Annotated in this window: 17 protein-coding genes; 8 read left to right on the forward strand and 9 right to left on the reverse strand. The window is 40.6% G+C overall.

The window, feature by feature from the left end:
* The first annotated feature begins 198 nt into the window (after positions 1-198).
* Together AACM45_RS12435 and AACM45_RS12440 are read left to right on the forward strand one after the other, a co-directional pair.
* Positions 199-3,345: a T9SS type B sorting domain-containing protein gene (locus AACM45_RS12435; protein WP_339143060.1), complete on the forward strand. Its 3,147-nt coding sequence runs from the start codon at positions 199-201 to the stop codon at positions 3,343-3,345.
* 52 nt (positions 3,346-3,397) lie between these two features.
* On the forward strand, positions 3,398-4,021 hold the full coding sequence (locus tag AACM45_RS12440; protein ID WP_339143061.1) for a DUF4230 domain-containing protein: 624 nt from the start codon (positions 3,398-3,400) through the stop codon (positions 4,019-4,021).
* Here the strand turns inward: AACM45_RS12440 and AACM45_RS12445 are convergent.
* Positions 3,989-5,755 carry an aromatic amino acid hydroxylase gene (locus AACM45_RS12445; protein ID WP_339143063.1) on the reverse strand — a complete coding sequence of 589 codons (1,767 nt, stop codon included), beginning with the start codon at positions 5,753-5,755 and terminating at the stop codon, positions 3,989-3,991. The two genes, AACM45_RS12440 and AACM45_RS12445, sit on opposite strands and share 33 nt — an antisense overlap.
* A 2-nt stretch (positions 5,756-5,757) precedes the next feature.
* Positions 5,758-6,225 carry a DUF3291 domain-containing protein gene (locus AACM45_RS12450; RefSeq protein ID WP_339143064.1) on the reverse strand — a complete coding sequence of 156 codons (468 nt, stop codon included), beginning with the start codon at positions 6,223-6,225 and terminating at the stop codon, positions 5,758-5,760.
* 146 nt (positions 6,226-6,371) lie between these two features.
* Between AACM45_RS12450 and AACM45_RS12455 the strand changes: the two genes are divergently transcribed.
* On the forward strand, positions 6,372-6,839 hold the full coding sequence (locus AACM45_RS12455) for an Lrp/AsnC family transcriptional regulator (protein ID WP_339143065.1): 468 nt from the start codon (positions 6,372-6,374) through the stop codon (positions 6,837-6,839).
* A 104-nt stretch (positions 6,840-6,943) separates the two neighbouring features.
* Here the strand turns inward: AACM45_RS12455 and AACM45_RS12460 are convergent, their stop codons facing one another.
* Together AACM45_RS12460 and AACM45_RS12465 are read right to left on the reverse strand one after the other, a co-directional pair.
* Positions 6,944-7,540 (reverse strand): DUF4136 domain-containing protein, encoded by a 597-nt coding sequence (locus tag AACM45_RS12460; protein ID WP_339143066.1) that lies wholly within the window; start codon positions 7,538-7,540, stop codon positions 6,944-6,946.
* 72 nt (positions 7,541-7,612) lie between these two features.
* Positions 7,613-7,774 carry a DUF5522 domain-containing protein gene (locus AACM45_RS12465; protein WP_339143067.1) on the reverse strand — a complete coding sequence of 54 codons (162 nt, stop codon included), beginning with the start codon at positions 7,772-7,774 and terminating at the stop codon, positions 7,613-7,615.
* A gap of 196 nt (positions 7,775-7,970) precedes the next feature.
* Between AACM45_RS12465 and AACM45_RS12470 the strand changes: the two genes are divergently transcribed.
* Genes AACM45_RS12470 through hemL form a run of 4 tightly spaced genes read left to right on the forward strand, consistent with a single transcriptional unit; the run spans position 7,971 to position 11,384 of the window.
* On the forward strand, positions 7,971-8,300 hold the full coding sequence (locus AACM45_RS12470) for a hypothetical protein (RefSeq protein ID WP_339143068.1): 330 nt from the start codon (positions 7,971-7,973) through the stop codon (positions 8,298-8,300).
* A 7-nt stretch (positions 8,301-8,307) separates the two neighbouring features.
* Entirely contained in the window at positions 8,308-9,213 is a 906-nt protein-coding gene (locus tag AACM45_RS12475; protein WP_339143069.1) for a 1-aminocyclopropane-1-carboxylate deaminase/D-cysteine desulfhydrase, read from the forward strand.
* Positions 9,210-10,064 carry a glucosaminidase domain-containing protein gene (locus AACM45_RS12480; protein WP_339143070.1) on the forward strand — a complete coding sequence of 285 codons (855 nt, stop codon included), beginning with the start codon at positions 9,210-9,212 and terminating at the stop codon, positions 10,062-10,064. Before AACM45_RS12475 ends, AACM45_RS12480 begins: the two co-directional genes overlap by 4 nt.
* A gap of 42 nt (positions 10,065-10,106) precedes the next feature.
* Entirely contained in the window at positions 10,107-11,384 is a 1,278-nt protein-coding gene (gene hemL / locus AACM45_RS12485) for a glutamate-1-semialdehyde 2,1-aminomutase (protein WP_339143072.1), read from the forward strand.
* A gap of 51 nt (positions 11,385-11,435) precedes the next feature.
* Here the strand turns inward: hemL and AACM45_RS12490 are convergent, their stop codons facing one another.
* From AACM45_RS12490 to AACM45_RS12505, 4 genes are all read right to left on the reverse strand, one after another.
* Entirely contained in the window at positions 11,436-14,549 is a 3,114-nt protein-coding gene (locus AACM45_RS12490) for a metallophosphoesterase (RefSeq protein WP_339143073.1), read from the reverse strand.
* Between the two features lie 209 nt (positions 14,550-14,758).
* On the reverse strand, positions 14,759-15,931 hold the full coding sequence (locus AACM45_RS12495; RefSeq protein WP_339143128.1) for an MFS transporter: 1,173 nt from the start codon (positions 15,929-15,931) through the stop codon (positions 14,759-14,761).
* Positions 15,932-16,126: 195 nt separating this feature from the next.
* The gene (locus AACM45_RS12500; protein ID WP_339143074.1) at positions 16,127-16,504 is read right to left on the reverse strand and encodes a VOC family protein; all 378 of its coding nucleotides are present in this window, start codon (positions 16,502-16,504) and stop codon (positions 16,127-16,129) included.
* Between the two features lie 46 nt (positions 16,505-16,550).
* Entirely contained in the window at positions 16,551-17,267 is a 717-nt protein-coding gene (locus tag AACM45_RS12505) for an NUDIX hydrolase (RefSeq protein WP_339143075.1), read from the reverse strand.
* A 78-nt stretch (positions 17,268-17,345) separates the two neighbouring features.
* On the opposite strand from AACM45_RS12505, the gene AACM45_RS12510 reads away from it, so the two are divergent.
* A complete protein-coding gene (locus tag AACM45_RS12510) occupies positions 17,346-19,787 on the forward strand; it encodes a beta-glucosidase family protein (protein ID WP_339143076.1) in 2,442 nt (813 codons plus the stop codon).
* 41 nt (positions 19,788-19,828) lie between these two features.
* Here AACM45_RS12510 and AACM45_RS12515 read toward each other — a convergent pair whose 3' ends face one another.
* A complete protein-coding gene (locus AACM45_RS12515) occupies positions 19,829-20,953 on the reverse strand; it encodes a serine hydrolase domain-containing protein (protein ID WP_339143077.1) in 1,125 nt (374 codons plus the stop codon).
* Between the last annotated feature and the right edge of the window lie 342 nt (positions 20,954-21,295).

Genomic DNA, 21,295 nt, shown 5'->3' on the forward strand with positions numbered 1-21,295 from the left:
GAAATACAAGTTTGGTCCTTAAAGGTTCCCGTACGCGACTCGAAAGAAGCTTAAAAATAATGCGCGACGAGAAGAATACCCGCAAATTAAGATGTACTATCATCGGTATTGGGGTATTTCGTCGAATTGGTGAACGTGATTAAAAAGTCACCATACTATTTTTAGTATTTTGGCGCGGTGTTGTAGTGCCATTCCCTTATGAAAAGAGGTGTACTTTTAGTTGTATTGGTTGCTTTTTGCTTTATTTCTTTTTCACAAACAGATCTTGGTACGGTTGAAAAAAGAGATTTAAGTACAGGCCAGTCCACTACCATGATGGTTAATGTGGGTAGAACACAAAATACCTATCAATGGTTTAAAGATGGGGCTGCCTTATTTGACGATGGCAGGATATTGGGGTCGCAAAGCGCTTCTTTAACGATATCTTTATTGAACAATACCGATACCGGTGTGTACACTTGTAAGGTTAGTGGCCCCAATACCGCAAGACCTGTTATTGAAAGAAACCCGATTACTTTGAAGGTTGTGGCCAATTGTGATGTGACCAACAGGGCTGCGTTGATGGCTTTGTATGATGCCACCAATGGTCCAAATTGGACGGTAAACACAAATTGGGGCTCTGCATTGCCCATTGACCAATGGCATGGAGTGACCACTGACGCCAATGGATGTGTTACACAGCTCATATTGGATACTCCTACTAATACCGGAAATAATTTAGTGGGCACGATACCCGCTGAACTTGGTAATTTAACCGAACTGATAGATTTAGATCTGTCCGATCAAGGAGGCCTTTCAGGCACCATACCAGATAGCTTTGGCTCGCTTGTGAATTTAGAGGTATTATTGCTTAACGATAATCAGCTTTCAGGGGCCATACCAGATGTACTGGGTGGTTTGGGTAATCTCACCACATTATGGTTGTCCCAAAATATGTTGGTGGGCACCATTCCGGTTTCACTGGGAAACTTGACTGATCTAGAGTCTTTATTGCTTTCAGATAATCAATTGACGGGCACTATTCCGACGGAATTTGGAAATCTTAACAATTTGATGACCCTATGGCTCAGCAGAAACCAATTATCAGGAGGGATTCCCGAAGAAATGGGCTTGATGGCAGATTTGCAGGTTTTATTACTGAACTCGAACCAATTTACAGGTCCTATTCCAGATACTTTATATGATTTGGTCAACTTGACAAGATTGTTTTTGAACAATAATCAATTGGAAGGTGCGGTTTCTGCTAGGATAGGGGATTTAACATCTTTGGAAATCCTACTATTGTCCGATAATCAACTATCGGGTAACCTACCTGTTGAATTGGGCAACTTGACCATGGTTTTTAACCTTGGTCTGGCAGACAATCTTTTTACGGGTGTCATTCCCGATTCTTTTGGCAATTTGGTCAACCTTGCAAGTTTTACCATTGCGAATAACACCATAGAGGGAGTTTTACCACCGGGTTTGATCGCATGGACCAATATTTCGAATTTAAATATCTCAAATAATAATTTAGAGGGCGATATCCCCAGTTTTATTTTTAGCGCAAGCGGTACCTCGATATTCAATTTTAACGATAACCGCTTTCAGTTCGGCGATTTTGAAGATGAATTCAACTACTATCAAGGATTTCCCTTTTTTGATGATAATCCGCAGGCTAGGGTCAATAATGTGGAAAGCCTTACGGTTTGCACGAGTGGTTCGATCACCTTGCAGACTACCGTTAGCGGAAGTGCCAATGTATATGAATGGTTTAAGGATGGTGTAGCCATTCCTGCTTCAAATACGCCAAATCTTGTGCTTACCGGTCTTTTGCCAGCTGACTCTGGGATATATACGTGTCTGATCAGCAGTACGATTGTTACTGATTTGGTTTTAGAAAGAAATCCCATTACCCTAACGGTGACCGATACCGGCCCTGTTGCCAACACCATTTCAGATATATCAACCTGTGACGACAACATGGATGGTTTTGCAGCATTCGCTTTAGATTTGGCCGCAATCGAGATGCAGGTGCTGGGCGGTCAAACAGGGTTGTCAATTTCTTATTTTGATGCCATGGGTGTCCCCATTACCTTAACACCGCTGTTTACCAATACAACCGCCGGTCAACAAGATATAACGGTTAGGGTGGAAGCCTCGCCTAACTGCTTTGATGAAACCATTTTTAGCCTTATTGTAGAGCCCGCTGCGGTGGCCGAGGTATTTGCAGATGTAGAAGCATGCATAAGTGAGGGTTACACCTTACCTGCACTAAATGCGAACAATACTTTTTACACGGGGCCGAATGCAACGGGAACGCCATTGAATACAGGCACTGTTCTGAACACTACCCAAACGGTATATGTGTTTGCTGAAACAGGTTCAGCAGGAAATTCCTGTACGGACGAAAGTAGTTTTGAGGTGACCATTTCTGGGACACCGGTAGCCGTTATGCAAGATGTTGAGGTTTGTGAATCCTATACATTACCCACCTTAGAAGCCAGTAATCAATACTTTACGGCACCCAATGGCGGGGGTATGTTGCTAAATGCCGGTGATATGATTACGACGACCCAGTTAGTCTATATCTATACAGATGGTGTGTGCAGTGATGAATCAAGTTTCATGGTGGAGGTATTAGGGAATCCTACAGCGGATGTTTTTGAGGATATAACCGCTTGTAATAATTATGTGTTGCCTTTGCTGAGTGAGGAAAACAATTATTATACGGCACCGAATCAAGGTGGGGATTTATTGCTCGCGGGTGACGAAATAGTGACATCACAAACGCTTTACATTTATGTCGCGCGGGCAACTGAACCAGATTGTTTCGATGAAAGTAGTTTCGATATCGCCATAATCGATTTGGCTGTTACAGCGCTTGAAGACGTGGTGGAATGCACGGGTTTTACATTGCCATCCCTACCTGCCGGGGAAAATTATTATACAGGACCTGACGGGTCAGGTGTATTACTAAACGCAGGCGATGAGGTGACCGATTCACAAACACTTTATATTTTTTCACAATCCGGTGGATGCACTGCTGAATCGAGCTTTACCATTACTATAACCTCTATGGGCTGTCAAGATGATGATGCTTTTGCCCTTCCAAAATTTTTCACCCCAAACAATGATGATAGAAATGATGTGTGGGATGTCTCTAACTTGGCGGGAACCGGTACTACCACCATATATATTTTTGACCGGTACGGTAGGCTTTTAAAAAAGTTGGATCCTAACTCTGAGTCTTCATGGGATGGTTTGTTCAATGGAAACCCGATGCCATCTTCAGACTATTGGTTTCAATACGTCAATCAAGATACCGGTCGGATGTTTACAGGACATTTTAGTCTAAAAAGATAGATTAATCTTTTTCGTTTCGTAACTTTTGATGGGATATTGGAATTAGAGAACCATGAAAAGAGTAGTTGCAGGTGCCTTGATAGCCTTAACGGTCGTATTTGTTTATCGTTCGTGTTTAGAGGATAACGAAGTGTCGGTGCTTAAAAGCAATTCCATGCTCATTGAACGGCAAATCAAAAACGTATCAAAATTGATCGTCACCGAAGGTCATTTTGCAGAAGTCTACAATTATGAGGATTCCAAAGCACTATTTGGCTCCCTGCTTGCCGCTGAAAAACGGGCTTTGGTCGTTGTAAATGCCGAGGTGACCATCGCCTATGATTTAAAGGGGCTGGAGTTTGAATTGGATGAGGTGCAAAAAACGGTATTCCTTAAAAAAATACCCGAGCCCGAAATAAAGATCAATCCTGATTTTGAGTATTACGATGTTTCCGCCGATTATTTCAACCCTTTTGAAGCTGCTGATTACAATACCATTAAAGAAGATGTCAAAGCTTTATTACGAAAGAAATTAGAAGCCTCCCCACTCAAATCAAACGCCCAGAATCGTCTGCTCAGCGAACTTTCAAATATTTTGATGCTTACCAATACCTTGGGCTGGAAATTGGTCCACAATGAAAGACCCATTGAAAAAGTTCAAGATTTAACTCTTGACAACAGGACTATCGTTGACTAGTTGCAGTCCATCATCAATCAAATGCCCCAGTTTTGGTTTGCGCTGTTTTACGGCCTCTAAATGTTTCAAGATGGCCTCTGATAGATTAGCCTCATTAGTTGCCCTTGCCAGTTCATAAAGCTCTATGGATAAGAGCCAATCATCAGGAAATTTTTCACTGATTTCTTGAAAGACTTTTGTTCTTGAAATAGTAGTGTTGGTAGTTTCTCGATAATCCCGAACTTGTTGATAGTACTGTTCCAACAACCTTCGTTCTTGATTCTTTTTTGATTTTGTGGTGGTTTCAGTGAGTTCGTGGCCAATCAGGTCAAAACTGTTGAGGTCCGCCGGACCGTTAAATGCGGAAGTTACCTTTTCCCCGACTGCCATATGATACAAGCCCCATTCGGGTAAAAATAAAATGGTATCGTCATGGGTGACCCTACAATCCTTAAGGGTTATCAATACGATTTCCCCCTTAAGATTGCGAGTACCCGTAATGATTTCCCCAGATACCTTGACGCCGCCCTCAAATTCCAGGTCCACGCGTTCCCCTTCAAATATCTTATAGGCTTTCAGGTCTCGAGGGCCCATATCCTCAATGGCCAAGTTGATGCCTTTCAACTTGCCTACGGGAGAACCAAACCCCTCTTTATGATGGTCAGTGCTATGCCCTACCAATTCTTTTTCTCTGTACGAAAGTGCAGTGGGGCCAAAGGTTCTTAGGTAAAGTGGTTTGCCATCGTGTGCAATGATATTGTCAAAGACCCCGGATATCTGTAATCCAGTACTAAGTTCGATGGTACCCAGGGCTTTTGATTTTACCAACTTTCGTACTCCTTTCAATCCACCTGTTCTTAGGGCCATCGTATTGGCAAAATCTTCCAAAACTTGGCTTAGATGGGCGAAATTGGGGGTTACAAAAAGTTGTGGTTGGGGCTTTGTGATATCAAAAGCCGTTTTTGCGGCCTCAAGGCCGTATGCTATTTTTTTGACATCATCGGTCATACACCAGGCGCTTTCACCAATGGATGATAGCAGACCCGCACCGTATATTTTAGGATTATCGACGGTTCCTATAAGACCGTATTCAACGGTCCACCAGTGAAGGTTTCGAATCAAGGCCATTTCACTGGGCTCCCCCATATGCTCTTGCAAGTATTCAATATGCTTTTCGGCTTTTTCAATGTCCTTCTTTGGGGTGCCCTCGGCCTCTTTAATAATAGAGAGATGTCTTACCGCTTCGTAGAGTTCATAGTCTTTTGCGCTTGAGATCGCCTTACAGCCGATCTCACCAAAACGTCGCAAATATTCGGCATATTCAGGATTCGCTATGATAGGGGCATGCCCGGCGCCTTCGTGTATAATATCGGGTGCTGGGGTATATTCTATATTCTCCAATTGCCTGATATCGGATGCGATGACCAAAACGTTATAGGCCTGAAACTCCATAAAGGCCGAAGGAGGGATGAAACCATCGACCGCAACGGCTGCCCATCCAATCTCTTTTAAAATTCGGTTCATGCCATACATATTCGGAATATTATCAATGGAAATCCCTGTTTTTTGTAGGCCTTCCAAATACGATTGATGCGCCACCTTACTGAGATAATCCACATTTTTGCGCATCACATAACGCCAGACCGCTTGGTCGATAACGGTATAATCCTCATAATTTTGAGGTTTGATATATTGCTTCAAGTGTTTGGGAAGCTTTTCTAAAATAGGATTGCTCTCGTATTCCAAATTTGCCATACTTATAGTTTTATACGCTTTCCTGAGGCATCATAAAGTGATTTCATGCTGAAGGCTTCAGGGGTTTCCCCTTGTTTTTCTAAAAGGTCGATCTTATCCTTTGCCATGGCTAAAGTTGGCAATTCGCCTTGCGGTATCCACCACATGACAAAGGCCGATGGCCCCTTTAGATCAAACCATTTCTTTTTGTTTCTCAAAAAATAGCTGTGTACCGTACCGTAGACAAAATCCTTAAAAGAGGGGATATCTTCCCAAACGCTAATGTTAATGGCCAATAGCTCTTCTTTAAAAGGGGTTTCAATGTACGAAGCCGATCGACCCTGCCCATCTTTCAATCGCCAGATAAAACCCGGGCTCTCTTCGGCAAATCGATTTACCGGTTCTAAAAAGTCAACGAATTCTTTCATGGAAGCATTTTCCAACGGCGCCTTGAACTTTGAAATATTGGCTTGGGCAAGGTGGTATTCCACTAGACTATTTTTCTTATAAAAGTATGCAATAACGAATTATTAATCTATTTTTTATACTTAATAGGTGTTTTTTCCTAATATATTTAATTAATTTAGGAATTAGATAATTTAAAAGGGATTCTAGCTACTTCGAAAAGGAAAATATTATGGAACTAAAATTGGATGCCATAGATAGGGCCATTCTCAAAATTTTGGAAAAGGATGCCAAAACGGTCGCCAAGAACATTGCAGAACAATTGAACTTGACCAAGACCCCGGTTTATGAGCGCATTAAAAGATTGGAGAAAGAAGGGTTTATTAAGCATTATTCGGCTGTAGTCAATAAAGAGCAAATAGAAAGCAGCATAACCGTTTTCAGCTTTGTTTCCCTTGAGGCACAAAAAGGGCATTTGATGGATGATTTTTTGGCACTGGTAAAAGAGTTTCCTGAAGTGGTCGAGTGTTTTATAGTGGGTGGTGAGTTTGACTTTCTATTGAAGGTCATTGTTAAGAACCTCGACGCGTATTATGACTTTGCCAAAACAAAAATTGCCGCCTTACCTAATATAGGGGCGGTCAAAAGTGCTTTTGTGCTTAAAGAGGTGAAAGATGAGATTGCCTTTCCGTTACTTTAATGGCAAAATCAAAATGAAAGCGAGGCAACTATCACCCTATGATGAACACTTAAACTAAGGGGATAACTGCTTCGCCTTCGGTAGAAAGCATTTTCAAGGCAAATCTAGTTCGCAGCAATGGCTGGCGGATATGCTTGAAGGATTTCAGATACGAATTCCCGAATTCTTTCTTCTTTCTTCTCAATATTCTTGGTGTTGTTCAAGGTGCCTACACCGCGCCCTTGCCAAACCAATTCCTTGTTCTTGGTATCGATTAAATCAATGTATAAAGATCCTTCGGTACGGGTAGACACATTAGGCCCGAAACCACCGCCCCAGCCAAAACCTGGTCCCCAGAACCATGGGTTGTAGAAACCACCAAAGCCGAAACCGCCAAAACCACCAAAGCCGCCCCAACCAAAGTTGTTGTTGTAAACATCTACTTGCTCCCGCTCTTTAGTGAAAATACTCACGAGCAAATCGGGGTTTTCCGATTTGACAAAACCGCGTGCGCTCATCTCTGCGTCAATGGCAGTAAGAATACGTTTTTTGTCTAGATCGGAAATTTGTGCCCTATCGATTCCCGTTTTGTAAAATGCATAGGTTTTGTAGGTGTTGAAATCTGCTTCTTTATCATAGTCGGCCAAAACACGAACGGAAACACATGAGCTCAACAGGGTTAAAAATAGCAAGGGAAGTACCAATAATTTAATCTTTTTCATAATACCAAGTTTTGAGTTTAAACGACACTAACAATCGGCAAAAAAGCATCAAATACTATGCCGAAAACCTGTTTATCGTTGGGTGTTTGTTTTTTTATCGTAACCATACGGGCAATGTCTGCAGCCACTTTCGCAACAGTATCCCCTTTTTAAGTGATACCGCTCCGTAAGAACTTTATACCCTTCTTTTGAGAGGTAATAATCGCCTTCCTCCAGTGGTATTATTTTTTTCATGTTCCGTTAACCCATTACGATTCAAAATTAGCCATTTCCAGTCTTGAAAATAGCCTGTTTTAGTGCGATTTAACGAGTTAATATGGTTTTTGTCTGAAAAATCTGAATAAAAACGCGCTTACTCCGTTGTTCCTATTCGAAACTATTATATTTGTCTATCCCCACGGTTTTGACAAGTATATCAATTTGGTAAAAGATGGTTTTAGTCTTTAAACATTTTTTTCGCAAAAACTATGTGGGTCTCACCCTGTGGCCTTTTATAATCGTTAAGGAAGATACCTATAAGGAAGATGACGTGCTGATCAATCATGAGCGTATACACTTAAAACAACAACTAGAACTACTAGTGGTTTTTTTCTACCTGTGGTACGTGCTGGAATGGCTTTTTAGAACCGTTCTGTATTTAGATAGTTATCGTGCCTATCAGAACATTTCGTTTGAGCGTGAGGCATATGCCAATGAAGAAAACTTAGGGTATCCGCAAAGCAGGAATGCCTATGGTTTTTTGAAATACCTATTCAGATAAACCGTCTTTGAAAGTTTCCAATGAAGAAATAAGACTACCTCTTTTAGAAACAAAAGGCGTTTCACTGTCCATAAAGCGTGAAGACACTATCCACCCCCTTATTTCAGGAAACAAATATCGAAAGTTAAAATACAATTTGATACGGGCCAGGGCCCAAGAACAGACCCAGCTGCTCACCTTTGGTGGTGCCTATTCAAATCACATCGCCGCAACGGCATATGCGGGTAAATTACATGGTTTTGAAACCATAGGTGTGATTCGGGGTGAAGAATTAAAAAACAAATGGAGCCAGAACCCCACCTTGCGATTGGCAAAAGAACACGGTATGCGGTTTTATTTTGTTCCCCGCGAAGTATATCGTTTGCGTAATACCAAAGAATTTGAGGCAGGGCTTCAAAAGCAATACGGTGACTTTTACCTATTGCCGGAAGGGGGAACGAATTCATTGGCCATAAAAGGATGTGAAGAAATTTTGAATGATCAAGATGAAGGTTTTGACGTTATTTGTTGTTGTGTCGGAACTGGGGGAACACTTGCGGGCTTGGTCAATTCAAGCAGTCGGCACCAGCATGTTTTAGGCTTTTCAGCACTAAAGGGGGATTTTCTATTAAATGATATTCGTAAATTTGCGCGAAAGGATAATTGGAAATTGATTTTGGATTATCATTTTGGGGGTTATGCCAAAGTAAATGCCGAACTCGTTCATTTCAGCAATGATTTCAAGGAAAAAACGGCAATTCAGTTGGAGCCTATTTACACGGGAAAGCTGTTTTATGGCCTGTTGGATTTGATCTCGAAGGATTTCTTTGATCGCGGCACGAGCATTTTGGCAATACATACCGGCGGATTGCAAGGTATAACAGGCATGAACCAGCTATTGAAAAAGAAAAATTTACCCTTGTTGAACCTATGATCAAACCTATTGTAGTAGTTGTTTTAAGCGCTTTTGTCTTAGTGGGGTGTGGTGCCAAAAAACGTACGACGAGCAGTAAAAAAGTCAATTCCACGACCAAAAAAACAAGCGTTTACCAACCCAATTCAGGTATTGAGGATACCAAGTTCAATACTTCGGAACTGTATCCCCTGCCTGCCGACCCTGGCTATTTCAAGAAGTTTCCGATTGCCTCGACCCGAGGGTATATCGCTGAATTTTCGCAGATCGCGCAATATGAAATGCGTGCTTTTGGCATACCTGCCAGTATAACGTTGGCGCAGGGCATATTGGAAAGTGGTTCGGGCAAGGGTGAACTGACCCAAAAAACGAACAATCATTTCGGAATCAAATGCCATAAGGGATGGCAAGGGGAATATGACTTTCATGACGATGATGCCAAAGGGGAATGTTTTAGAAAATACAACCACCCTATGTTTTCGTTTCGAGACCATAGCATCTTTTTGGCCTCACGCTCTCGGTATCGTTTTTTGTTCAATTACCGTAGGGATGATTATAAGAAATGGGCCTATGGATTGCGCAAGGCAGGTTATGCAACGGATAAAAAGTATCCGCAGAAGCTGATTGCCCTTATAGAGCGCTACGAATTGGATAAATACGACGAAGAAGTGGTTGAGAATGGTTTGGAAACCCTTCGAAAACCAAAACAATATACCGTATTTACGCATAAGGTCGTCAAAGGCGATACCCTTTATGGGATCTCAAGAAAATACGGAATCTCCGTTGATGAAATCATGCGATTGAACAGTTTAAAGAATACGAATTTGTCGATAGGTCAGACAATCAACCTGAGAAAGGCAAAGACACGATAAAATGCTGTCGAGATTTCACTTGAACATATAGTTAAGAAAGATATGCGATACCAAAGAAGTAGCGCCTTGTTTGCAGAGGCGAAAAAATACATTCCGGGCGGGGTCAACTCCCCCGTTAGGGCCTTTCAAGCCATAGGTGGCGAACCTATATTTATTAAAGAGGCCAAAGGGGCTTATTTATATGACGAAGATGGTAACCGGTATATAGATTACATCGCTTCTTGGGGGCCTTTGATTTTAGGGCATGCCCATCAGCCTGTTTTAGATGCGGTCATTGAAAAGGCTAAAAAAGGAACTTCTTTTGGTATACCGACCGAAATCGAGACAGAACTGGCCAAGCTGGCAGTTAGTATGGTGCCCAATATTGATAAGATACGTTTTGTAAACTCGGGTACTGAGGCCTGTATGAGTGCGGTACGTTTGGCACGCGGGTATACCGGTAAAGACAAAATTATCAAGTTTGCCGGTTGCTATCATGGCCATTCCGATTCGTTTTTGATCCAAGCGGGTAGTGGGGCCGTTACTTTTGGTAGTCCCAATAGCCCCGGGGTGACCCAGGGCACCGCACAAGACACCTTACTGGCCGATTATAACGATTTGGAAGGAGTAAAAACCTTAATTGCGGCCAACAAAGATGAGATTGCCGCCATTATTTTAGAGCCGGTAGCAGGCAATATGGGCTGTATTGTCCCTACCGAGGAATTTATAAAAGGCTTACGTGAGTTATGCACCCGAGAGGGGATATTACTGCTTTTTGATGAGGTGATGACCGGTTTTCGACTGGGTAAAGGCGGTGCGCAAGAAGCATTGAATATTGATGCTGATATCGTCATGTTTGGTAAGGTGATTGGGGGTGGACTGCCCGTAGGTGCCTTTGCCGCAAGAGCGGAGATTATGGGTCATTTAGCCCCCGAAGGACCAGTTTACCAAGCTGGAACGCTTAGCGGAAACCCCTTGGCAATGAGTGCCGGTCTGGCCATGCTGACGGAACTGAATAACAAACCGGAAACCTTTACCAGTTTAGCGGATAAAACCGCCTTTTTGCACAAGGGGATTGAAGAAGTATTGACGGAGAAGGGCATGCCCCATCAGATCAACCGATTTGGCAGTATGATTTCAGTGCATTTCTGTGAAGAATCTGTCGTGGATTTTAAAAGTTCTGCCAAGGGAAATAACGATACTTTTAAAAAGTATTTTCATGGCATGCTGGACCAAGGAATTTATTTGCCGCCATCGGCTTTTGAAAGTTACTTTTTAAACGATGCCATCAGTTATGCTGATTTGGAGCAGACGATTGAGGCTGTGGGGAAGGTTTTTTGACTTTTTATAGTTCACTTTACTTTTCAAATGGATTAAGTAAATAAAATAAATCTATTTTTCAGATTTTCTGACTTTTGAAGTAGCGTCAATATACCTTTGTTCTGACATTGTAATACCAAATTTCTCACAAAGACTTTGTTTTAATTCGTGATTTACATAGTACATATATAAATATCCTTTTATCATATTTTGAAGAACATTAATACATAAATAGTTTGTACCATTCCTATCTTTGAAGTCTTCCAATTCATTTTCGGGAATACCCTTGAAATGATCAAGTTTTATACAAAGATTTATTAATTCGGTCGATTTGTAATTATGATTTTCAAGTACTTTGTCAAAGGTAGAGGATAAATCTTCAAGACCAATTGCATTTGATATTCTCTTGACAATAGCCAAAGTAGAGGTGGAGCTAAGTCTAAAAATGTAATCATTGGAGAGACCTTTGAGTCCTTTTTTATTGATTTTTTCCTTTAATTTTTTAGAGTCAATAAGACTTTTTATATGCTCTGCTAAAAGTGGAATATTATCTTCTAAAAGAGTAAAGTAAAATTTTAAAGTTCTTAGACCAAGTAAATACGTTTCTTCTGTGAGTTCTAATTTTTTTGGGCCTTTTATCTCTGCCCAATGTTTTTTAGTTAATTGGCCTAATATTTCAATTGTTTTGAGTGACCTTGTAATTCTGGCAATGACATCTAATTCAGAAATATCATCATCTAACTTATATTTTGAGGCTAACTCACTTTCTTTGAATTCGCGCTCTACGTCTTCTACTTCTTCTTCCTCTTTCCGATCTTCTTTTCTTATATCATCAACAGAGTAGCTATCTAGGACCTCTTGAGGTAACTGATTAACAAGCTTGTTGATGAATCCAATATCGTTTTCTAGCTTTGCAATAGGTACATCTTTGAATAGAATTCGAGAATTATTTAAAAGGAGATCAAGGATAAAAGAACTTTTTTCTAGATGGACCAAAAACATTACAATATTGGAGTATTCTTCACGAAATACTCTTTCACATAATTTTTCAATTTTCTGAACTGCAAATTTTTCATGAACATGATCAGAGATATATTTGGCTACGAAATAATAGTAGACATAGGGATATGATATCTTGAAGTAACCATTTATTTCGGTGATTAATTTTGCATTACGCAAATTATTAATCATGGTATTGATAGAAAGGGTGGTTATGTCAAAGTCATCACAGAATTTTTTAAAAATTTTCGCAAAATCAACTAATGCTAGTGGTCTAAGCCTAACTTCATTGTCAAATAGAAAATAGCAAAACTCTGCCATGAAGTTGTGATAGGCTCCCAGCTTACTTGATTCCACATTCCTGGATAATGCCCTGGATATGAGCAATTGATAGTAGTAACCATGCATACTATATTCAGTCTTACCCTCTTTTCCCGAAAGTGATTGTAGCATGGAAAGAATAAATATTGGATATGAAGGAATCAAATTGTTTTTTACGATATTGTTGACAAAACTGACGCAATAGTCATTTTTATTCAATAATTCATTCGGTTCCGTAAAAAAATCGGATCCAAGATTATTCCATTTATTGATTAGTTCGTAGCGTAAATCTGGACCCATTTCTTGAATCGAATAATTTTCAAACTCTTCATAAAGAACACCACCACCTTCCTTAGTATAGTCCTCAAGTTCCATCAGTTTATCACCAGTGATTATGATATTTGGATAAATCTCCACTAAATTGTTAATCAACCTTTCTTTTGCCCTTCCTTTTGTTTTAAACTTGTGAAAATCATCTATCAATAAGACAGTATGATTTCTATCCAATTGTTCGAAAGTGTCCAGCTCGTTTTTATGGTATTGATTTACAAATGTTTTATTCACGATTCGCTTGATTCCCTCCTTGTCAATTGCATTTATTTCTCCACCATTCATAAGTATTGGGGTTTTTCCTGCTTTATATAAACCATGGAAAAGGAATTTGCATAAAGTTGATTTTCCTGAAACCTCCTCTCCAAGAATAAGTAACCTTTGAGATTTACTTAAGAATTTATCAAATAGGACTTTTGAGGAAAAGACATCAATCTTTTTTTTGATATATTTTAAATCAATCGTAGATGAGACATTGGGATATATAAACAAGTCTTCAAGGGAAATTTCATCACCCTTTTTTTCATGTTCAAATGATGCTCCTGGGTCGGTAAGTATTTTGAGAAATTTCTCATTTATGTTGATTGTTCTTTTTTTTAAGTCTTGTCCTCTAATAAGCGATTGCCAATCCGCTGTGTCCTGTAGTTTGTATTTTCCCAAATCCCAAGACATTACCTCAATTTTGAACTTCTGATTATTAAAGTCAACGTAAATTAAATTATAACCGGATTTACGAGGGTCAGAACTATCTTGAAGAACAGGTGATTCAATGTAAATTGTATTGTTACCTTCCAGATTACTATATTGTCCCTTTGACCCAGCATGTTCATGACCAGAAAGTACTATGTCAGAGGTGGCCTCAAGATGCGTTTTAAATTCTCTGGCATTTTCAGGAGTCTGCCAATTTAATGGATGATGTATGAGACTAAGTACTAAATCATCACTACCTAATTCCCAATCATTTTTAAAATGTTCTACAGGGAATTTCATATTACCGGGAGTTTCATGTAGTTGAGAAAACCAAGCACTATTATACCCAAGAATTTTTATGCTTGTTTCCCCAAAATTTAGATTATACTGTTTCAATAACTTGTGATTGGTGTCTTTAATTAGATGACCAGAATTCTTCCGTGCAAAATTCTCAAATGCCAATTGCGGTTCACAACAAACGTCTATTTTGTAGGAATCAAAATCCGTAAAACCGTTATCACTAAAATCTTTGATTGCAAGTTTTCGAATACCTTCTTTCTCATTATTAAAGTTACAATCGTGGTTTCCTGGAACTACTATTAATTCTGGCTTGTGATTTGAATAAGAGGTAACTTTTTTTTTCAAATCATCAAATATCTCTTGTGCAATTTGATATTGCTTTTCATTCCCAGAGAAGGCAATGTCGCCACTGCTGATAAAGACTAAGTGGTCAACTTCATTTAATTTGTTTTTAAATGAATCGAAAAGTTTGTCTACTTTTTTGGAAATTGAATTATCATGATCTTTGAGATGGATATCGCTAATATGTAAAAATAATACATTCATGATGAGAAATTTTTAGTTTAGACACCCCAACTATAAGAGCATTTACTCGTTATAATGATATTAAGTTTTAATTTAAAGGGGAAGTCAATCTGATGGCCTAAGATAGCGGTTAAGAGCACCATCTGCAATAGATAAAAACCTCAAAAATGTTGGGGTTTTGCCACAAAAAACATCATCGTTTATAAGCTACAGTTTGGTAATCTCAGCCTTTATTTCTTCTTCTTTTTGCGCAGCAGGGCATACAACCCAAATAGTGGCCCAGCACCCAACAAAATATAGATCCAGTCGCCCAAATGCCCATTTTGAAGTACGGTCATGAGTTGAATGCTAACAATGGTAATAGTAAACCCGATACAGTTTACAATGGTAAGTGCTGTTCCTTTAAGTTCGGCAGTCGCACTTTGGGCCACCAAAGTGGAGAAGAGGGGAGAGTCTGCAATAACCACCATACCCCAAAAAAATAGGAAACCAACAAAAAGGTCTTCTGTTGGTAGCATGAATGCCAAGGGAGATACCAAACAACAACAACCTGATAAGAACAGTGCGATACCTGCGGTTTTTTTGACTCCAATTCTTTGGGAAAGGTAACCGCCAAGCACACAGGCCAAGCCGCCAATGGCGATGATGCCAAAAGTTAGTAGCGGAATGTTTAAGATGATGTTATGTACTTCTTGATATTTCATCAGCATAAGCGGTACAAAGGCCCAAAAGGCGTACAGTTCCCACATATGTCCGAAATAACCAAAGGCAGCTGCCCGAAAGTCCGTGTTTTGAAACACCTTAAAAAAGGCCTTTAAATCTACCTGTTGACCTTGCTTTCGATACGGTCCGTTGGGAACCAACAGCGCGATGGACAATCCCCCGAAAAACGCCAAGCCAGATGTGGTCATAACGACAGATTGCCAAGGGAAATAGGTGCCCACGCCTTTCAATAAATGCGGAAAGGCCGTACCCAACACCAAGGCACCGACCAAAAGGCCTAAAGACCGGCCTAATCCTTGGTCAAAATAATCAGCTGCTATTTTCATTCCAACAGGATAAATGCCTGCTAGAAAAAAACCGGTCAAAAATCGAAAAAGCACCAAGGTGAACAAGGTATTGTCTTGCCATAGCATTCCGGCGTTGCCCAGTGCCCCGAAAATAGCACTGGTCAAAAAGACTTTTGAAGGTGAAAAGCGGTCCGTAACCGTCCATAGGGCAAAGACTAAAGTGCCTGTAATAAATCCAAATTGTACCGCAGCGGTTAGATTGCCCAGTGCATTGGCACGAAGGTCAAAGTTTGCAACAAGTTCACCCAATACCCCATTACTGGCAAACCACAATGAGGTACAGCAGAACTGGGCAATAACGATGGTGGGTAGAATGTGTTTGGGCGGTGTCAAAAAAAAGCTTTGTTCAGCGAAGATAGGCACAAGTTCCCTTTTTACCAGTTCTAGGGGGATAGCTTGGCATTGATCAAGGAATCTTATATGCTAGTGTGCTTTTATGTGAAAGCTTAGGGTTGCATTCCATCATAGCCATATAAACATGTTTGCCTTATTCGATTCTAAACGACTATCCATTGCTTAAATGTCCTTTTAATTTACCCGCCAGGGAGGATTCAAGCGGTTCTCGCCAGCAAAGTAGAGGATGATTTGATTGCCGTCTGGATCTTTTAGACGTGCCTCACGCCAGAGCCAAGGTTTGTCATTTGGTAACTCGTCAAATCGTATTCCTTTTGAAACCAGTTCTTTTACTTTTGCATCGAGTTGCGTAGATTCAAAATACAGGTAAATACCATCACCTTTAGGAAGCTCCTCAACCAAATGGATGGAAAAAGAGGTAGTACCATCAGGGCAAACAAAACGTACATATTGCGGCAGCGCCTGCACGATCATGGTTAACCCTAAAGCCTCATAAAATGGAATCGCCCTTTCTACATCAAGTGAGGGTATTGTAATTTGATTCAGGTTCATGACCCTAAGGTAAATCAAAGCATTAAAATAAACACCAATACGACGCTTAGTTTTTTTGTGCTAAACGATATTGGTAGGGATTACTACCCGGACCATCTTTCTTGCGTTTTGGTAAGCGTTCAAATAATCCGGATCCCAGCATTTTCTTTTGAAACCGGCTACGATCCAATTTTTCGCTCAGAATCTTTTCATGTAACCGATGTAGTTCAGGCATGGTGAATTCAGTGGGCAATAGTTTATAGGTAAGCTGTTCCCTTTGAATATCTTCTCTTAATCTATTTCGCGCTTTGGCTACAATGACATCATGGTCAAGGGCGATATCAGGCAATGCATCAAAACTGAACCATGCTACGGCCTCATCAAACTCACCTGGTTTGGGGTCGATGCGGTCGATGTCAACCAAAGAGTAATACGCCAAGGTCACAAAACGATCGGTAAGCCAATGACCCTCTTGCCACGGAAGCCCTTTTGCTGCAAAAAAGCTTTTGAATTCCTCCTCGAAATTTCGGTCTTTATCACCAAAAACCGCCAAAAATTTAAAGTGGGGATTCTTTAAAGCAGTACGCTCTTCTAAAATTCTGCCTACGGCGGTATCTACAGATTCGTCGATTTTGATATGACCACCGGGCAATACCCATTTCGATCCAATCTTCAATAACAAACATTTTAATTCATCCTTTTGAAAACCGATGATGACAAGGTCAATGGACAAATTGGGTAGAAATTGTTGTTTTCCGTATGCTAGAAAATTTGCTAACTCCATAATACGAAAATACTAATTTGTGTCAATTAGTCACAAATATATTTTATATTCGTGGCATAAAGACACAATTATTGCGTTATGAAGAAAAAATTGCTTCTAGGTTTGAAGATTTTAGGTGTGTTGGTTCTTTTATTGATCGTGGCCGGATTTTTCGGTGTCCGCTATTTTAACAAGACCTTTTTAAGTTTTGAAGAAGACTATGCCGAGGTCACCACTTTTACGGAAGTAGTTGGCGAGGGCCATACTTTTTTAGACCGAAACGGTAACGGTAAATTAGACGTTTACGAAGATGATCGACAACCTATTGATGAGCGTGTTGCCGATGCCCTTTCACAGATGACCTTAGAAGAAAAGATACACTTGCTCAAGGGCTCCGGCCTAGCATCCGCTATGGGTAGAACTGAACCTGGTACCGGAATTCCCGGGGCTGTAGGTACCATTGTACCAACACCAAGATTGGGGTTGCCCACCATATACCTCTCAGATGGTCCGGCAGGTCTGCGGATATTGCCTACCCGTGAAGGGGAGGAAAGAACGTACTATTGCACCGCTTTTCCTATAGCTACCTTACTGGCTTCCTCTTGGAACGAAAAGCTTATTTATGATGTGGGTAATGCCATGGGAACGGAAGCAAAGGAATATGGAATTGATGTAATTCTTGGTCCCGGTGCGAACATACATCGGCATCCCTTATGCGGGCGGAATTTTGAATATTTTTCAGAAGATCCGCTGTTGTCCGGTTATATGGGTGCGGCCATTATCAATGGTATTGAATCAAATGGGGTAGGTACTTCGGTCAAACACTTCGTGGCCAATAACCAAGAAACGGAGCGGTTCGTTAATAACGTAATCGTTTCAGAACGCGCTTTGCGTGAAATCTATTTAAAGGGTTTTGAACATATTGTCAAAAAAGCACAGCCTTGGACCATCATGTCTTCATATAACAAAGTGAACGGCACCTATACCTCTGAGAGCTCTCATTTATTAACCAATATACTACGTGATGAATGGAAGTTTGAAGGCTTGGTCATGACCGATTGGTTCGGAGGGAAAAACCCACCTGCTCAAATCACGGCAGGGAATGACTTATTGGAACCTGGTACCAATCGGCAATGGAAAGCATTAAAAGAGGCTGTAGAAAACGGTACCTTATCTAAAGAAGCCATTGATGTTGCGGCGGGCCGTATTCTAAGATTGGTGTTCAATTCAAAAAAAATGAAGGGGTATATTTTTGGTAATGATCCAGATCTAGCCGCTCATGCTGCTATCACAAGAAAGTTGGCAGCCGAGGGTATGGTGCTGTTAAAGAATGAAAATACGCTACCCTTATCAAATAATAAGAACATTGCCCTTTTGGGGGTCACCTCATACGAGTTTATTGCGGGTGGTACAGGGTCTGGTGATGTCAACGAAGCCTATACCGTTTCATTGGCCGAAGGCTTGGCAAATGCCGGTTTTGCTATTAATGAAGCCGGTCAAAAGGCTTTTCAGGCCCATAAATCCACCAACAAAGAAGATTTTAAAAAACCAGAAGGGATGGAGGCAATTTTTAGTCCATTTACCCCACCGGAAATGAGTTATTCAAAAGAACAAATCGATGAGATTGTTTCGAGTGCCGATGTTGGTGTGTTGACCTTGGGCAGAAATGCCGGTGAAGGTGGTGACCGAGTCGAAAAGGATGATTTTTTGCTCACGGATCATGAAAAAGGGATGATTGCGCAACTGACCGATGCCTTTCATGCAGTAGGTAAAAAAATGGTGGTCGTGCTTAATATTGGAGGTGTCATCGAGACTGCCTCTTGGAAAGACCTGCCAGATGCTATTTTACTTGCGTGGCAAGGTGGTCAAGAAGGCGGTAATTCCGTTGCCGATATTTTAAGTGGTACGGTCAACCCCAGTGGTAAACTGCCCATGACCTTTCCAGTGCATTTGGCAGACCATGCCTCCCATGCGAATTTTCCTAAAAATCCGGAAATGATGTCGGTTTCCGGAATGATGAAAAACTTGGTTTTTCCACCCGATGAAAAGCCAAAAGCGGAGTGGATTCGTGATGAGGACTATACGAATTATGATGAAGGTATTTACGTTGGGTACCGCCATTTTGACAAACAGCAAATGGACGTTTCCTATCCTTTTGGGTATGGACTATCCTATACCGATTTTCAATACGGGGAAATGGAAGCAAGTGTGGAAAAGGACACCATAAATATATCTTTTGCCATAACCAATATTGGTGAAACGGCCGGTAAAGAAGTGGTGCAGCTCTATGCTGAAAAGTTGAACACCGCAATCGATAGACCTCGACAAGAATTGAGGGCTTTTTCGAAAACAAAAATCCTAGAGCCTGGTGCAACAGATAGTATTATGCTGCAAATACCTGTGCCGGAATTGCGTTACTGGAATGAAGAAAAGAAGGATTGGAGTCTTGAAAATGGGGCTTATGCTATCAAGGTCGCTGCCTCTTCAAGGGATATACGACAGAAGGTAGTTATTGATTTAGGGGAAAAGGCTCAGAATTAGACAATACTTGATTATACGAGCCAAGAAATAAGTGTCCGTTTTTAGTCCTTCACAATGGCTTTAAGTAGCTTTTTTGCCGTGGAGCTTAATTTATTCGGGGTTTTAAAACCACTCTGGTTGGCTATGATGGAAATGCCCAAATCATATTTTGGGAAAATGAATAACCAGTTTTGCATACCACTGGTACCACCATGGTGATTGTAAGATGTACCATACTTATCTTTCCATACCCGCCAAAAATAACCAACCCTTAATAGTTTTTCACCTTCATATAACACACGATGTGATTCGACTACAACGGGATTCTTCCCGTTCAGCTGCAATGCCATGTAACTTAACATATCCAGCATGTTCATTTTTGCTCCACCGCCTGTTGCCCAAAGGGTGTTAAGTTGATTGGGGGAGGGTGTGGTATTGTTCATCCAATACCCTTGAGTCAGATTATGTTTTCGTATCTCATCAATCTTGATTGCCGTATTCGCCATTCCATACTCGTCTAAAAAACCTTCTCGCAATAAAATATCGATATCCTTTTGATAGACCGTTTCCAAAACATGTCCAATTAACTCTGCACCTGCATTGGAATAGGAGTAGACCGTACCAGGCTCATAAGTAAGGTCTACTTCTTTCAAGTCTTTGAAAAATTGGTCTTTGTTATAGCTCTTTTCTAAGTCAAAATAGGTGGTAGGTACATTTTCACCCCCTTGTTCAAAAAGTCCGTTCATAGTCGTTGGTAAAAACATAGGTAGGCCACTGGTGTGTGTCATTAGCTGTTGAATGGTAATGGGTTTGTCATTGTATACCAAGTTTGGGAAATCACCGTCAAGATACCTGCGAACGTCGTCCGATAAACTAATCTTTTGTTCTAAAACCGCCTTGGCTACCAGATATCCTGTCATGGTCTTGGTGACCGATCCTATTTCATAGATGGTTTCATCGGTTGGGGTATTGCCCTTCCCTTTTTCAAGTTCTCCAAAATGTTGTGAATAGCGTTTTCCAGCTTTGAAAATCCCAATGGATACGGAATTGATCCCCTTATCTCTTACAAAAGCCTGTCCGTGCTTGGTGATGACTTTTTCTATAGTATTCGTTTTGTCTTTTTGAGCTTGTAGTGGAAGTAAGAATAATCCACAAAATAAAAACAGCAGTAAATAGGGTCGGTACATTGATAGTTTTCTTCTTTTAATCAAAAACCGAACCAAAAAAACCTTCAGGGCCGATTAAAAAAAGATACTTTGGATTGTTTTTCACCGTTGTGCGGTAAAACTTTTTCCAGAGATGGATAGTTGAGTGTCAATAGGGGTCTATCCTATAAAAATCGGTTCAGGGGATTGCTTTTTAAGATAAGGTACTACCTTCCATTTTCATTTTGCACTTAACAACAACGAATTGTTTTTCTTATATATGAATAATAGGGTCTCACGTCTTATATTCGGCAGTATAGCGGTCGTATGTCTTTAACCTGACAACAGCTTTCTATTCTATTTATAGATACGTTGGTATAAGAA

This window comes from Croceitalea sp. MTPC5, assembly GCF_036985505.1.
Taxonomy (GTDB): Bacteria; Bacteroidota; Bacteroidia; order Flavobacteriales; family Flavobacteriaceae; genus Croceitalea.